The organism is Mesorhizobium huakuii, from assembly GCF_014189455.1.
Classification (GTDB): Bacteria; Pseudomonadota; Alphaproteobacteria; order Rhizobiales; family Rhizobiaceae; genus Mesorhizobium; species Mesorhizobium huakuii_A.
The window spans coordinates 3,936,988-3,952,417 of record NZ_CP050296.1; the positions used below are offsets into that span (position 1 = coordinate 3,936,988).

The following is a 15,430-nucleotide window of genomic DNA, read 5'->3' on the forward strand; positions in this document are numbered from 1 at the left end:
TCGGGGCCTAATCCGCATGGTGGAGGAAAAGCATGCCGATCTACAGGGCCCCGGTCCAGGACACGCTGTTCGTGCTCAACGAGGTGCTGGGCTATCAGCGCTATTCGAACCTTCCCGGATTTGCCGACGCCACGCCCGACGTGCTGGAGGCGATCCTCGCCGAGGGCGCCAAGCTCGCCGAGAACGTCATGCATCCGCTCAACCGCGTCGGCGATATGGAAGGCTGTGTGCGTCACGACGACGGCTCGGTGACGACGCCGAAAGGCTTCAAGGAAGCCTTCGACCAGTATCGCGAGGGCGGTTGGATGGGGCTGGCGGCGCCGGTCGAGTTCGGCGGCCAGGGGCTGCCCTACATGGTGCACCAGGCGGTCTCCGAATACATGGTCTCGGCCAACATGGCGCTGATGATGTATCCGGGCCTGACCCAGGGCGCGATCGCGGCGATCATCACCCACGGCACCGACGACCAGAAGGCGACCTGGCTTCCGAAGCTGGTCGAAGGCGCCTGGACCGGCACCATGAACCTGACCGAGCCGCATTGCGGCACCGATCTCGGCCTGCTGCGCACCAAGGCGGTGCCGAACGGCAATGGCACCTACAAAATCTCAGGTCAGAAGATCTTCATCTCGGCCGGCGAGCACGACATGTCGGACAACATCGTGCATCTGGTGCTGGCCCGCATCGAGGGCGCGCCGGAAGGCGTCAAGGGCATTTCGCTGTTCATCGTGCCGAAGCTCAAGCTCGATGCATCGGGCAATCCCGGCGAGCGCAACACGCTTTCCTGCGGCTCGATCGAGGAGAAGATGGGCATCCACGGCAATTCGACCTGCGTCATGAACTATGACGAGGCCGAAGGCACGCTGCTCGGTGAGGAGAATGGCGGCCTAAAGGCAATGTTCACGATGATGAACGAGGCGAGGCTCGGTGTCGCCTTGCAAGGGCTGTCGATCTCCGAAATTGCCTACCAGAATGCCGTTTCCTACGCCAAGGACCGCTTGCAGGGCCGTTCCCTGTCGGGGCCGAAGGCGCCGGACAAGAAGGCTGACCCGATCATCGTCCATCCCGACATCCGCCGCTCGCTGATGACCATGAAGGCGTTCAACGAGGCCGGCCGCGCGCTGGCGTTGTGGACGGCGATCAAGTCCGACATCGCGCATCGTTCCCCCGACGACAAGGATCGCCAGGCCGCCGAGGACTACACCGGCCTGATGACCCCGGTGGTCAAGGGCGTGTTCACCGACAAGGGCTTCGACCACGCCGTCATGGCCCAGCAGGTGTTCGGCGGCCACGGCTATATCGAAGAGCACGGCATGAGCCAGTTCGTGCGCGATGCCCGCATCGCCATGATCTATGAAGGCGCCAACGGCATCCAGGCGCTCGACCTCGTCGGCCGCAAGCTCGGCCTGAACGGCGGCCGCGCCATCCAGGCTTTCTTCAAGGAGGTCGGCGAGTTCTGCGAGGAAAACCGCGCCGACGAGAAGATGGCGCCCTTCACCAAGGGGCTGAAGAAGGGCCTCAACGATCTGCAGGCGGCGACCATGTGGCTGGTGCAGAACGGCATGGCCAAGCCCGACAACGCCGGCGCGGCCTCGACCGACTACATGCATCTCTTTGGCCTTGTCGCGCTGGGCTACATGTGGGCGCAGATGGCCAAGGCGGCGCAGGGCAAGACCGGCGCCAACGGCACCCAGTCCTTCTACGACAACAAGGTGGTGACGGCGCGCTTCTTCATGGAGCGGATCATGCCGGAGACGTCGGCCCATCTCGCCCGTATCTCGAGTGGCGCGGACACGCTGATGGCCCTGCCCGCGGAAGCGTTCTAAAGATGGTTGCCCTCCCCCTCGAGGGGAGGGGCGGTTGAGGCCCGCGTGACGTGCGCCGGCCTCAACTCTGACGATGCGCTCTGGGAGGAGTATCATATCCACATGACCAGCCCCGCCGAAATACTTGGCCTTCCCAAGCCCGCCTGGGCGGCGGACGAGGTCGGCATGCTCTACGACATGGCAACCCGCTTCATGTCGGAGGAGATCGCGCCGCGCTACGACGAGTTCGAGAAGAATGAGATGGTCGACCGCGAGAGCTGGCTTAAGGCCGGTGCTGCCGGCCTGCTCTGTGCCTCGATGCCGGAGGAATATGGCGGTTCCGGCGGCACCTTCGCGCATGAGAGCGCCATCATAGAGGCCATCGGCCATGTCGGCGTCGACGGTTTTGGCATCGGCCTGCACAATTCGATCGTCGCGCCCTACATCCTTCACTACGGCTCCGAGGAGCAGAAGAAGAAGTGGCTGCCGAAGCTCGCCACCGGCGAGCTGATCGGCGCCATCGCCATGACCGAACCGGGCGCCGGCTCCGACCTGCAGGGCGTCAAGACGCGGGCTGAGAAGGATGGTAACCAGTACAAGATCAATGGTTCGAAGACCTTCATCACCAACGGCCAGCTCGCCAATTTCATCATCGTCGTCACCAAGACCGACCCGGAAAAGGGCGCCAAGGGCACGTCGCTGATCGTCGTCGAGACCGACGAGGTCGACGGCTTCCAGCGCGGCCGCAACCTCGACAAGATCGGCCTGAAGGCCAACGACACGTCGGAACTGTTCTTCAACGACGTGCGCGTCCCGACCTCCAATTTGCTCGGCCACGAGGAAGGCCAGGGCTTCATCCAGCTGATGCAGCAGCTGCCGCAGGAGCGGCTGCAGATCGGCACCGGCGCCATCGCCATGATCGAGCGGGCGCTGGCGCTGACCATCGACTACGTCAAGGAGCGCAAGGCCTTCGGCAAGGCGATCATCGACTTCCAGAACACCCAGTTCAAGCTGGCCGAGCTGAAGACCGAGGCGACGATCGGCCGCGTCTTCTACAATGATTGCGTCACCCGCCACATCAATGGCGGCCTCGATCCGGTGACGGCCTCGATGGCGAAGTACTGGCTCTCCGACCTGCAGGGAAAAGTCGTCGACGAATGCCTTCAATTGCATGGCGGCTATGGCTACATGAATGAATATCCGATCGCCCGCATGTTCCGCGACGCTCGCGTCCAGCGCATCTACGGCGGCACCAACGAGATCATGAAATTGCTGATCGGACGCTCGCTCTGAAAGCGGCGATCGGCAAACCCAAGGAGCACGAAAATGGCTGACGCTTATGTCTACGACGCCGTGCGCACGCCGCGCGGCAAGGGCAAAAAGGACGGATCGCTGCACGAGGTTCCGGCGGTGCGGCTTGCCGCCAAGACGCTGGAAGCGCTGCGCGACCGCAATGGGCTGGATACCGGCACTGTCGACGACATCATCTTCGGCTGTGTCGATCCGGTCGGCGAGGCGGGTTCGGTCATTCCGCGCGCCGCCGCCTTCGAGGCCGGCTACGACACCAAGGCGCCCGGCATGCAGATCTCGCGCTTCTGCGCCTCCGGTCTAGACGCCATCAATCTCGGCGCCGCCAAGATCGCGCAGGGCGCCGACGAGATCGTCATCGCCGGTGGCGTCGAATCCATGTCGCGCGTCGGCATGGGCGCCTCCGGCGGCGCCTGGTTCATGGACCCTTCGGTCGGATTGCCCGGCTGGTTCGTGCCGCAAGGTATCTCGGCCGACCTGATCGCCACCAAATACGGTTTTTCCCGCGACGATGTCGACGCCTATGCGGTCGAGAGCCAGAAGCGCGCCGCCAAATCCTGGGCTGACGGCCGCTTCAAGAATTCGGTGATCCCGATCAAGGACCAGAACGGCCTCACCATCCTTGACCATGACGAACACATGCGACCTTCGACCGACATGCAGTCGCTGGCCTCGCTCAACCCGTCCTTCATCATGCCCGGCGAAATGGGCGGCTTCGATGCGGTCGCGGTGCAGAAGCATCCGGAGGTGGAAGAGGTCAACCACGTCCATCACGCCGGCAATTCATCCGGCATCGTCGATGGCGCGGCGGCCGTGCTGCTCGGCTCGAAGAAGGCCGGCAAGGCGATGGGGCTGAAGCCTCGCGCGCGCATCCGCACCTTCGCCAATATCGGTTCCGAGCCGGTGCTGATGCTGACCGGCCCGGTCGATGTCACCGAGAAGCTGCTGAAGCGCGCCAAGATGAAGCTGTCGGACATCGACCTGTTTGAGCTCAACGAGGCCTTCGCCTCGGTGGTGCTGCGCTACATGCAGGCTTTCGACATCGATCACGACAAGATCAACGTCAATGGCGGCGCCATTGCCATGGGCCATCCGCTCGGCGCCACCGGCGCGATGATCTTCGGCACTGTGCTGGACGAACTCGAGCGCCGTGACCTCAATACCGCGCTGGTCACGCTCTGCATCGGCGCCGGCATGGGCACCGCAACGATCATCGAACGCGTCTGACGGGGAGAGAAATCATGAGCTATACCAATTTCACCCTCGACACCGACGCCGACGGCATTGCGCTGGTCACCTGGAACATGCCGGACCGCTCGATGAACGTCTTCACCGAAGAGGTGATGAACGAACTCGACAAGATCATCGACCAGGTGATGGCCGACGCCGGCATCAAGGGCGCGGTGATCACATCGGGCAAGGACAGCTTCTCCGGTGGCGCTGATCTGGCCATGCTGCAGAAGATGCTTGCCGTGTTCGCCAGGGAAAAGACCAAGGATCCGGAGAAGGCGGCAAAGCTGCTGTTCGACAATGCCGGCCGCATGGGCGGCCTGTGGCGCAAGCTCGAAACATCGGGCAAGCCTTGGGTTTCGGCGATCAACGGCACCTGCATGGGCGGCGCCTTCGAATTGTCGCTGGCCTGCCACGGTCGCGTCGCCGCGGATTCAGACAAGGTCAAGATGGCCTTGCCGGAAGTCAAGGTCGGCATCTTCCCCGGCGCCGGCGGCACCCAGCGCGTACCGCGGCTGACCGATCAGCAGCAGGCGCTGCAGATGCTGACCTCCGGCCAGAATCTGTCGCCGCAGAAGGCGAAGGCCATGGGCCTGATCCACGAGATCGCCGAGCCGGCCAAGCTGGTCGAGACTGCAAAGGCCATGATCAGGAACGGCCTGAAGGCTGTCCAGCCCTGGGACGAAAAGGGCTTCAAGCTGCCCGGTGGCCAGATCTATTCGCCGGCCGGCTTCAATCTGTGGCCGCCGGCCATCGCCATCCTGCGTCGAGAGACCTACGGCAACTATCCGGCCGCTGCCGCGATTCTGAAATGCGTCTATGAAGGCCTGCTGGTGCCGTTCGACACCGCGCTCAGGATTGAGCAGCGCTATTTCACCGAGATCATGCAGACCAAGGAAGCGGCGGCGATGATCCGCTCGCTGTTCGTCTCGCTGCAGGAGCTGAACAAGGGCGCCCGCCGCCCGGCCGGTGTGCCGGAAACCAAGTTTAAGAAGATCGGCATTCTCGGCGCCGGCTTCATGGGGGCCGGCATCGCCTATGTCACGGCCAAGGCCGGTATCCCGGTGGTTCTGCTCGACCGCGATATCGAGTCCGCCACCAAGGGCAAGGCGCATTCCGACAGCCTGGTCTCGGATCAGGTCAAGAAGGGCCGCGCCAAGCCCGAGGAGCGGGACAAGCTGCTGTCGCTGATCACGCCGACATCAGACTATGCCGACCTTGCCGGCTGCGACCTCGTGGTCGAGGCGGTGTTCGAGGATTCGGCCGTCAAGAAGGCCGCCACCGAACAGGCGGAGGCCGTGCTGAAGTCATCGGCGATCTTCGCCTCGAACACCTCGACCATTCCGATCACCTCGCTGGCGAAGAATTCGGCGCGGCCGAAGAATTTCGTCGGCATCCACTTCTTCTCGCCGGTCGACAAGATGATGCTGGTCGAGATCATCCTGGGCAAGAAGACCGGTGACAAGGCCCTGGCGACCGCCATCGACTTCGTTCGCGCCATCAAGAAGACGCCGATCGTCGTCAACGACACGCGGGGCTTCTACGTCAACCGCTGCGTGCTGCGCTACATGTCGGAAGCCTACAAGATGCTGATCGAAGGCGTGCCCGCGCCGATGATCGAGAATGCGGCCAAGGCCGCCGGCATGCCGGTCGGTCCGCTGGCGCTGACCGACGAGACGGCGATCGACCTTGCGCAGAAGATCATGAAGCAGACCATCAGGGACCTCGGCGACAAGGCGGTCGACCCCAAGCAGATGGCACTGATCAACACCATGGTCGACGACCATGGCCGCTTCGGCCGCAAGAACGGCAAGGGCTTTTATGACTATCCGGCCAAGCCCGCCAAGAAGAAGCTGTGGCCCGGCCTCAAGGACCTCTATCCGCAGCTTGCGGCAGAGAAGGTCGATTATGAGGAACTGCAGCAGCGGCTGCTGGTCACCATCGCGCTGGAAGCGGCGCGGGTGATGGAAGAGGGCATCGTCACCGATCCACGCGAGGCCGATGTCGGCTCGATCCTGGCCTTCGGCTTTGCCCCCTACACCGGCGGCGCGCTGTCCTATATCGACGGCATCGGCGCCAAGCGCTTTGTGAAGATCGCCAAGGGACTGCAGAAGAAGTATGGCGCCGAATTCAAGGCGCCCAAGCTTCTCATCGATATGGCCGAAAAGGGCGAAACCTTCTACGAACGTTTCGACCCCTACGCCAAGGGCGACGTGAAGCAGGCCGCCTGACGCATGGGTAGAGTCGAAACTGTTACAGCGTCCTTTGCGCGTCCAACAGGACGCGCGGCGCCGTAATGTATGTCTGGGCGCGCATGGCGCGCATGCTGGCCACGGCGCGCAGCCGTGGCCCCTATATGATGGGCGGTGAGAGCCGGCTGGCCTTCCGCTGCCTGCCGACCGACATCGATTTCAACATCCATCTCAACAATGCGCGCTACATGATGCTGGCCGACCTCGGCCGCATCGACCTGTTCGTCCGCGCCGGCCTGATCGCGCTGGCGCGCAAGAATGGCTGGGCGCCGATGATGGGCGGGCTGCAGGCGGTCTACGCGCGCGAGATCAAGCTGTGGCGCCGCTTCGAAGTGGTGTCGGCCATCGAAACCTGGGAAGGCAGCCAAGTCATCGGCAAACACCGTTTCGTCCTCGACAATGGCGAGACGGCCGCTTTGATCCTGACGACGGCCGGCGTCTACGACCGCAAGGCGCGCCGCTTCCTCGATATCGACGAGGTTGTCGCAGCGCTTGGTCGCTCGGGGAACCCGCGTTCGCCGACAGAGGCGGAACGGATATTCATGACGTCGCATCAGGGGCTGCGCGGCCTGGCCAAAGGGACCGGCTGATCAGCGGAGATCATCATTTCCGCGGCCTTCACGAAGGTGTGCCGTTGGAGCGCGTCCGGTGGACAAACCGGAGTGCAGAGATTAGAAGGAAAAGGCATTTTTCCTGTCTGGAAGGAGAGCACGACATGCTCTCGCACGACCGCGTCTGGGCCGCCATCGATGCTCTTGCCGAGCGTTATTCGCTTTCGGCGTCAGGTCTGGCAAGGCGCGCGGGGCTCGATTCGACCGCTTTCAACAAATCGAAACGTCTGTCGTCGGACGGTCGGCCGCGCTGGCCTTCGACCGAATCGCTGGCCAAGATCATCGAGGCGACCGGGGCGTCACTCGACGAATTCACCGGGCTGATCGAAGGCCGCATGGGCACCGCGCCCGCTCCCAGACGAGCCGTGCCTTTGCTTGGCTTTGCCCAGGCCGGCGCCGGCGGTTTCTTCGACGATGCCGGCTTTCCGGCGGGGCAGGGCTGGGATCTGGTCGAACTGCCGGCGCAATCGACCGAAAGCTCCTATGCGCTGCAGGTGCAAGGCGATTCCATGCTGCCGCTTTACCGCAATGGCGACGTCCTCATCGTCGAGCCGGGCGCGGTCACCCGCAAGGGCGATCGCGTCGTCGTCAAGACCACATCAGGCGAGGTGATGGCCAAGGTGCTCGAACGCCAGACCGTCAAGTCGATCGCGCTGGTCTCGCTCAATCCCGATCATCCCGACCGCGACATCCCCATGCGTGAGGTCGAATGGGTGGCGCGGATTGTCTGGGCAAGCCAGTAGGCCGGGCTGGTGCGGCTTCCCTATCTTGCCCTTGCGGTTGTGATGGTCCCGGTGATGGCCGCCCTGGTCGTCGCCGGCGGCCGCACGCTGAAAGGAAGCCAAAGCACTGTTGCGATCGATCAGATCGATCCCGGCGCTGACACGATCTCGCAAGCAGGCACCGATGCCGGATCTGAAGAGCCGGCCACGTCGGCCATTCCCGCGCCCGCTCCGCCGACGCCAAAGCCTGCGGTGCATTCGCGGGCGATCGATCCGGATGTCGTCGCGCCGCCGGAACTGCCCGCAGGCGAGCTCGAGCGAGTCGAGCCGCGCGAACCATTGAGCAAGCTGGCGCTCGCCATGCCGCCCAAGCCTAAGATGCCCGACGACTGGAATGGTACAAAGCTGTTCCAGCCGGTCGCGACGGCCGCCGGCCTGATCGAGGCGAAAGGCTATTCGGTCGCGATTTCCGGCATCGATGTCGTGCCTCAGGACGAGACCTGCACCACGGACGGCAAGTCCTGGCCGTGCGGCATTCGTGCGCGCACGGCGTTCCGTGCCTTCCTGCGCGGCCGCGCCGTGGTCTGCACCGTGCCGCCCGAAGGCGGACGCGACCGGATCGCGGCGCAATGCCGGATCGGCAAGCAGGATGTCGGTCAATGGCTGGTCGAAAACGGCTGGGCGCGTGCCGCCAAAGGCGGCCCCTATGTCGAGGCCGGCGAAAAGGCACAGAGCGCGAAGAAGGGCATTTTCGGATCGGCGCCGAACCTGGCCGGCATGCCGGCGGAGCCCGCCGCGCCCGCCCAGGCGCCTGAGGCGCCGGGCTCGATCCTGGAAGAGGTCGACGGCACCCTCAAACCAGCTGACCAGCCAGCGCCTGCTGAATGAGCGCACGGGTTTCGACGACGCCGTAGAGCGCGGCGAACGAGCCGAAGCGCGGGCCGCGTTCCTGGCCGATGAGCACCTGGTAGATCATCTGGAAGAACGCGCCCGAAACGCCCGGGCCGCCTTCCGGGCTCTGTTTGGAATGATCCTGATAGCGTTCGATCTTGCGCGCCACGTTGAGCGAAGCGTTCTGAATCGCCTCGCCGCTGGCATCCGCCGGCAATTCGCCGAGCGCCTTGTCGAGGGCCTGCAGTGCTTCACGCTCGATCTCGTCGGCCGGCCGGAAGGTTTTCGTCGGCCGCACGAAATCGTCGAAATAACGGATCGCATGGCCGACCAACTGGTCGAGCTCCGGGTGCGTCTTCGGCGTCACATTGGTGGCGTGACGCGAGATGAAGCCCCACAGCACATCCTTGTTCTGCGCATTGGAGGCGCTGACCAGGTTGAGCAGCAGCGAGAACGGCACCGGCATGTCGATATCAGGCGGATTGCCGTCATGCATGTGCCAGACCGGATTGCCCAGCCGTTCCTTCCAGTCCTGCCTGGGGTAGGCGGCGAGGAAGGTGTAATATTCGTCCACCGCCCTCGGAATGACGTCGAAATAGAGCTTCTTCGCCTGCCGCGGCCGCTGGTACATGTAGAGCCCGAGGCTCTCGGTCGGCGCATAGGTCAGCCATTCGTCGATGGTCAGGCCGTTGCCCTTCGACTTCGAGATCTTCTGGCCGTTTTCGTCGAGGAACAGTTCGTAGACGAAATGCTCCGGCGCGCGCCCGCCCAATATGTTGCAGATGCGGTCGTAGACCACGGCATTGGTCTGGTGGTCCTTGCCGAACATCTCGAAATCGACGCCGAGCGCCGCCCAGCGCATGCCGAAATCCGGCTTCCACTGCAGCTTCACCCGGCCGCCGGTGATCGACAGCGTGGTCTCGGTGCCTTCATCGTCGAAGGTGATGGTGCCGGCCTTGGCGTCGACATGCTTCATCGGCACGTAAAGCACGCGGCCGCTCTTCGGCGAAATCGGCAGGAACGGGCTGTAGGTCGCCTGCCGCTCCGGCCCGAGCGTCGGCAGCATCACCGCCATGATCTTGTCGTAGCGTTCGGCGGCGCGCAGCAGCATCGCGTCGAAACGGCCGGACTTGTAGTACTGCGTCGCACTGGCGAATTCGTAGTCGAAGCCGAACGTGTCGAGGAAGCGGCAGAGCATCGCATTGTTATGGTCGGCGAAGCTCGCATAGTCGCCGCCGAACGGATTGGGCACCGAAGACAGCGGCTTGTGCAGATGCGGCTCGAGCGCGGCGCGATCCGGCACGCTGTCGGGGATCTTGCGCATGCCGTCCATGTCGTCGGAAAAGCACAAGAGCTTGGTCGCGACCTTGTCTTGTGTCAGCACGCGGAAGGCATGGCGCACCATCGAGGTGCGCGCCACCTCGCCGAACGTGCCGATATGCGGCAGGCCGGACGGACCATAGCCGGTCTCGAACAGGATCGTCTCGGGAAAGTCGCTGCCCTTGTAGCGCTCGATGATTTTTTTGGCTTCCTCGAACGGCCACGCCTTGCTCTCGGTCGCGGCCGCCAGCAGTTCGGGGTTGAGATCGAGGATGTTTGATCCCGCCATGGTCCTGTTTTCCAAATTATTCGCCGGCCAGATTGTTCGCTGGTGTGGCCGCAGTGTCGATTTTCAACCGGTCCTCTAGGCGCGCATGGCCGGAGCGTCAACGCGTGGGGCGCTTTTTCCTTGCGACGCTGCTGGCGCCTACCTACCTTCGAAGCCCGTCCAAGGAGCAGAGAATGCCGTCGCCGACCCCGCATGAAGCCCTGATCTATCTGATGGTCATCACCTCGGCCTCCGATCGCGACATGACCGATGTCGAACTGGCCAGGATCGGCGAGGTTGTCCGTTCGTGGCCGGTGTTCGAGGATTTCAAGCAGGACCGGCTGGTTTCCGTCGCCCAGGCTTGTCAGAGGCTGTTGCATGAAAAGGATGGCCTGGAGGGTGTGCTGGCCCAAATTGGCGAAGCCCTGCCGGAGCGTTTGCGCGACACCGCCTATGCCGCGGCCTTCGAAGTGGCCGCCGTCGATCTCGAAATGCGCATGGAGGAAGTTCGGGTGCTGCAGCTGATCCGCCGCCAGCTCGATCTCGACACGCTGACCGTTGCCGCCATCGGCCGCGCGGCCAAGGCGCGGCTTCGCACGCTGACCTGAATATCGACAGCCCCTAGAAAAAGCTGACCGGAAAGTAGCGCAGATAGAATTCGGCGAAGGTGCCTTTCATCGAAATCTCCTGCAGCGCGTAGTCGATCGCGGCGGCAAGCGCCGGGTTGTCCGCCCGTGTGGCGATGGCCATGCCGGTGCCGAGATATTCCGGCGCCAGATAGGGGCCGCCGGCAAAGCGGCAGCAGCCGGCCGCATCCGAGCCGCCCAGCCAGAAGGCGAAGCGCATGCCGTCACCGAAGGCCGCATCGATCTTGCCCGCCTTGAGATCGCTGTAGAGGGCTTCCGGTCCGTCGAAGGAAACGATTTGGACCATGTTGAAGTAGTCGCGCAGCATGCGCTCATGCGCCGAGCCGGCGAGCACGCCGACGCGCTTGCTGCGGAGCTTGTCGAAAATCGGTTCCGCAAACGCCTTGGTCTTCGGCATGATGAAGCGCGCCGGAAACTGCAGATAGGAGCGCGAGAAAGCGTATGTCTGGCGCGATTGCGGCGTCGCGGCGATGCCGGCAATGATGGCTTCGCCTTCGCCTTTCTCGAGCGCGCCTTCGAGCTCGCCCCAGGGCAATGCCTGGATCTGGCATTTGTCGACAATGCCGAGTTCAGCGCAGATGGCGCGTGCCAGGTCGATGTGGAAACCGGACAGCTTTCCCGCGCCATCGAGGAAATTGAAGGGTGGAAAATCCGTGGTCGTCAGGAATCGCAGCCGTGGCAACGCCGAAAGGTCGGGCTTCGGCAGCCGTTCCTTGGCGTCCCACAACACCGGCACCTGCGGCTCAGCCGCGCGCACCCCAGAAGCCAATGGCAGCGCCGCGATCAGCGACGCCAGCACCAGGGACCTCCATTGGAACGCCACGATAGAACTCCGCCACACTCGTATTCGCACAGGTTTTGGTACGAAAATGGTACAGGCACAATGGTTTTTGATTTCAACGCGCCGATTTCAGGGTATGCTTTAGCGCGTTTGCAAACAGCGGTGGCTGCCCTGGTTGGGGGACCAGGGTCGAGAACCACAACCGGAAATGAGCGCGTTGCAATCCGCGGTCGGTGGCAAAGTGCGGACAATGCATGGACCATTGATCTCAATGCATAAGGCAACATGGGGTTGATGTTGCGATGGGTCAGTTCGATCGCACGCTGGAATACATAGACCAACTGCAGCACGCCGGAACGGCGGCGGCGGTCTGCGAGAAGCTGTTGGGCATAACGTCGGATTTCGGTCTGACGGCGCTGATGGCCGGAACCGTTCCGCAGCCGGGCACGCCGACCGGGCAGCAAAAGCAGCATGTGCTGCTTTGCGATTGGCCCGTCGAATGGCTGGAGCGCTACGTGGCGCGCAACTATGTCGACCACGATCCGGTGGTCAGCCATATGAAGCAGTTGCAGGCGCCGTTCCAGTGGCGCGAAGCCGCCCAGGGCATTCGCATCGACAAGAGCAGCGGCGAAGTGATGGGCGATGCCGGCGCTTTCAAGCTGCGCGACGGGCTGGCCTTCCCGCTGATCACGCTCGATGGCCAGATTGTCATGGTGTCGCTGGGTGGCGAGGCCGTGCAGTTGTCGGCGGCCGAGTTCGGCCTGGTGTCGCTGGTCTCGACCTATGCCGTTGGCCGCGCCATGCAACTCCACACCATGGCCGGCAAGACCATCGACCATATCGAACTGACGCCGCGCGAGCGTGAATGCCTGCAATGGGCCGCCGTTGGCAAGTCGGAATGGGAGATTTCGCAAATCCTCGGCATCTCCGAACACACGTCGGAGAAACATCTTCTTAACGCCAAAAGCAAACTCGGTGCCGTCAACCGGGTCCAGGCCGTCGCAGAAGCGATAAGGCGCGGCTACATTAGCTAGATCGGCCGTGCCGATCTAGAATTCTTGCCTACGTGATCACGCAATTTTCTCGTTGAAGCACGGCCGTATCTTCCTCTTAAACCCAGGAGACGACGGCATGCTTTTTTGTCTTACAACTCAAGAATTGATGGAACGCCCCGACCTTTGGGAGGCCGTCCATCGCCTGCGCTACCAGATATTTGTCGAGGAGATGGGGTGGGAGGACCTGCGGCGCCCGGACGGATTCGAGGTCGACCAGTTCGACCATGACGAGGCAGTGCATCAGATCGTCATCAGAGGCAACGAAGTCGCGGGCTATCAAAGGATGTTGCCGACCACGCGGCCCCATCTGCTGACCGATGTTTTGGCCGACCTTTCCGAAGGAACGCCGCCATCGGGTCCTAACATCTGGGAATTGACCCGCTATGCGGTGGCTGCCGGTTTCCGCGATGGCCGTCGCGGCGTTTCGACCGTTGGCACCGAATTGATCGCCGGCTTCGTCGAGTGGGGGCTGAAGCGCGGCGTCGACAAGGTGATCATTGAGTTCGAGCCGATGTGGGTGTTGCGCGCCTTGCAGCTGCATTTCCTGGCGACGCCGCTGGGCTATCAGCGCACCTACGGCAATCAGCAGGTCGTGGCGACGCTGCTCTCCTTCAACGAGCACACGCTGGATGTGGTGCGTTCGCGTCGCAATCATCATGCTCCGGTTCTGGCCAGGGGATACCCCGACATGTTCGGTCAAAGGAGGGCGTCATGAGGTTGGAAACGGCGGTGAATCCGCACCCGCAGCCGGAACTGCGCAACCACACGCTGATCGTCACCGTGTCGTCGAATGACGGCCGGCCGGTGCTCGACAGAAGGGCCTATGAAAGCCTTGCCAGGACGTTCCATGAAGCCGCTGACAATGACGAAGTGCGTGTCGTCGTGCTGCGTGGCCTGGCAGGCTGTTTCTGCCTTGGCGGCGACTTTTCCGAATTCCTCGACGCCACCAAGCATCAGAAGCTGATCGCAGCCGTCACCGACATGTTCCGCACGCTGGCGACGTTCCCCAAGCCCATCCTCGCCTGCGTCGATGGCGATGCCGTTGGCGTCGGCTGCACCATCCTGTTCCACTGCGACATGGTGATCGCCTCGAATGAAAGCACGTTCCGGGTGCCGTTCGTCGATTTCGGCCTTGTGCCGGATGCGGCGACCAGCATCCTGGCGCCGCAGAAGCTCGGCTATGCCGGCGCCTTCCGCTTCTTCTGCCTCGGCGACACGCTTCGCGCCGAGGACGCCAGGGCGCTCGGCCTCGTCGCCGAGATCGTGCATGACGGCGTCGAGGAGGCGACGCTCGGCCGCGCCAGGCAGCTCGCCAAGAAGCCGGTTGCCGCCCTGCTGCAGACCCGTGGCCTGCTCAAGGGAAACACCGGCGCGCTGTGCGACCGCATCGACCAGGAGATATCGCTGTTCCAGCAGGCGCTGCAGGACGACACCACGCTGCGGCGATTGCAGCGGATTGCCAGGCTGGCAGCCTGAACGATCCGGAAGAATCTGCGCCGCGCAGGCCGGTGGCCGCGCGGCGCAGTAAACGTTAGCCTTGCTTGCCGAGGAATGACGGTCCTTCGCCGATGATCTTCTTGTCTTCCTTGCCGACGATATCGAGATCGCGGCCGTCATAGGGCAGCGACAGCAGGATGCGCCGCATCACCGCCAGCCGCGCGCGGCGCTTGTCATTGGCCCGCACGATGATCCATGGCGCGAACTCCTTGTGGGTGCGCTCGAACATGGTGTCGCGCGCCTTGGTGTAATCGTCCCATTTGGTGATGCCGGCGACATCGATCGGCGAGAACTTCCAGGCCTTCAGCGGGCTGTAGCGGCGATCGTGAAAGCGCTCGAGCTGCGTCTCCTGGCCGATGTTCAGCCAGAATTTGAAGAAGTGGATGTCGTCGTTGACGATCATCCGTTCGAAATGCGGCGTCTCGTCGAGAAATTTCTCATGCTGCTCGGGCGTGCAGAAACCCATCACCGGCTCGACGCCCGCGCGGTTGTACCAGGAGCGGTCGAAGGTGACGAATTCGCCCGATGTCGGGAAATGGTCGACATAGCGCTGATAGTACCATTGCGCCTGTTCGGTCGGGGTCGGCTTGGTCAGCGCCACGTTGCGCGCCGTGCGCGGATTGAGGTACTGGCGCAGCACGAAGATCGTGCCGCCCTTGCCGGCGGCGTCGCGGCCCTCGAACAACGCCATCACCCGCTTGCCGCTCGCCTGCAGCCACGCCTGCGCCTTGACCAGCTCGATCTGCAATTTCTCAAGCGTCTCATCATACTCGTCGGTCTTCATTTTCTTGTCGTAGGGGTAGTCGCCTGCGGTCAGCTTGTTGTCCTCGACCCAGTCGGGAAGCTCGGGATTCTCGATGTCGAACTCCCGTTCCTTGCCGTCGATTTTGATCTTCAGCGGACCTGATGTCGGTGTTGCGGGATTTTCCTTGGCTTTTTTCATCGAGACGAACCCTTTCCAGCTTACGGACTCATGCTATTGGGAGCCTCCATGCCGGTCTAGCAGGAAGTTGCCATACGGCCGGACAGCGCTAGAGAGGGCTATA

General features: G+C 63.1%; 14 protein-coding genes. 11 read left to right on the top strand and 3 right to left on the bottom strand.

Translation table 11 applies throughout. From position 1 onward, the window contains the following. Positions 1-32: 32 nt before the first annotated feature. The 7 genes from HB778_RS19390 (at position 33) to HB778_RS19420 (ending at position 8,813) form a co-directional block, all read left to right on the top strand. A complete protein-coding gene (locus HB778_RS19390) occupies positions 33-1,823 on the top strand; it encodes an acyl-CoA dehydrogenase (protein WP_183456143.1) in 1,791 nt (596 codons plus the stop codon). Positions 1,824-1,925: 102 nt separating this feature from the next. Then, entirely contained in the window at positions 1,926-3,095 is a 1,170-nt protein-coding gene (locus HB778_RS19395) for an acyl-CoA dehydrogenase family protein (RefSeq protein ID WP_183456146.1), read from the top strand. Between the two features lie 33 nt (positions 3,096-3,128). Further along, positions 3,129-4,337 carry an acetyl-CoA C-acetyltransferase gene (locus HB778_RS19400; RefSeq protein WP_183456148.1) on the top strand — a complete coding sequence of 403 codons (1,209 nt, stop codon included), beginning with the start codon at positions 3,129-3,131 and terminating at the stop codon, positions 4,335-4,337. A gap of 14 nt (positions 4,338-4,351) precedes the next feature. Then, positions 4,352-6,571, top strand: coding sequence for a 3-hydroxyacyl-CoA dehydrogenase NAD-binding domain-containing protein (locus tag HB778_RS19405; protein ID WP_183456150.1), 2,220 nt, complete (start codon positions 4,352-4,354; stop codon positions 6,569-6,571). A 65-nt stretch (positions 6,572-6,636) separates the two neighbouring features. Then, complete coding sequence (locus tag HB778_RS19410) at positions 6,637-7,182, top strand: thioesterase family protein (RefSeq protein ID WP_183456152.1); 546 nt, start codon at positions 6,637-6,639, stop codon at positions 7,180-7,182. A gap of 125 nt (positions 7,183-7,307) precedes the next feature. Continuing rightward, on the top strand, positions 7,308-7,946 hold the full coding sequence (locus HB778_RS19415; protein ID WP_183456154.1) for a S24 family peptidase: 639 nt from the start codon (positions 7,308-7,310) through the stop codon (positions 7,944-7,946). A gap of 9 nt (positions 7,947-7,955) precedes the next feature. Next, positions 7,956-8,813 carry a thermonuclease family protein gene (locus tag HB778_RS19420; RefSeq protein WP_348524623.1) on the top strand — a complete coding sequence of 286 codons (858 nt, stop codon included), beginning with the start codon at positions 7,956-7,958 and terminating at the stop codon, positions 8,811-8,813. On the opposite strand, the gene HB778_RS19425 is transcribed toward HB778_RS19420, so the two are convergent. After that, positions 8,779-10,425 carry a lysine--tRNA ligase gene (locus HB778_RS19425; RefSeq protein ID WP_183456156.1) on the bottom strand — a complete coding sequence of 549 codons (1,647 nt, stop codon included), beginning with the start codon at positions 10,423-10,425 and terminating at the stop codon, positions 8,779-8,781. The genes HB778_RS19420 and HB778_RS19425 overlap by 35 nt on opposite strands. 173 nt (positions 10,426-10,598) lie before the next feature. On the opposite strand from HB778_RS19425, the gene HB778_RS19430 reads away from it, so the two are divergent. After that, positions 10,599-11,012, top strand: a complete 414-nt coding sequence (locus tag HB778_RS19430) for a tellurite resistance TerB family protein (protein ID WP_183456158.1) — start codon at positions 10,599-10,601, stop codon at positions 11,010-11,012. A gap of 13 nt (positions 11,013-11,025) precedes the next feature. Here HB778_RS19430 and HB778_RS19435 read toward each other — a convergent pair whose 3' ends face one another. Continuing rightward, positions 11,026-11,874, bottom strand: a complete 849-nt coding sequence (locus tag HB778_RS19435; protein WP_183456160.1) for a transporter substrate-binding domain-containing protein — start codon at positions 11,872-11,874, stop codon at positions 11,026-11,028. A 260-nt stretch (positions 11,875-12,134) separates the two neighbouring features. On the opposite strand from HB778_RS19435, the gene HB778_RS19440 reads away from it, so the two are divergent. The 3 genes from HB778_RS19440 to HB778_RS19450 all read left to right on the top strand — a co-directional run bounded on the left by HB778_RS19440 (position 12,135) and on the right by HB778_RS19450 (position 14,363). Continuing rightward, a complete protein-coding gene (locus tag HB778_RS19440; RefSeq protein ID WP_183456162.1) occupies positions 12,135-12,866 on the top strand; it encodes a helix-turn-helix transcriptional regulator in 732 nt (243 codons plus the stop codon). Between the two features lie 97 nt (positions 12,867-12,963). Continuing rightward, positions 12,964-13,602: an acyl-homoserine-lactone synthase gene (locus tag HB778_RS19445; protein ID WP_183456164.1), complete on the top strand. Its 639-nt coding sequence runs from the start codon at positions 12,964-12,966 to the stop codon at positions 13,600-13,602. Continuing rightward, positions 13,599-14,363: an enoyl-CoA hydratase-related protein gene (locus HB778_RS19450; RefSeq protein WP_183456166.1), complete on the top strand. Its 765-nt coding sequence runs from the start codon at positions 13,599-13,601 to the stop codon at positions 14,361-14,363. The genes HB778_RS19445 and HB778_RS19450 overlap by 4 nt, the downstream gene beginning before the upstream one ends. Before the next feature lie 55 nt (positions 14,364-14,418). Here HB778_RS19450 and ppk2 read toward each other — a convergent pair whose 3' ends face one another. Beyond that, on the bottom strand, positions 14,419-15,327 hold the full coding sequence (ppk2, locus tag HB778_RS19455) for a polyphosphate kinase 2 (RefSeq protein WP_183456168.1): 909 nt from the start codon (positions 15,325-15,327) through the stop codon (positions 14,419-14,421). Positions 15,328-15,430: the final 103 nt, after the last annotated feature.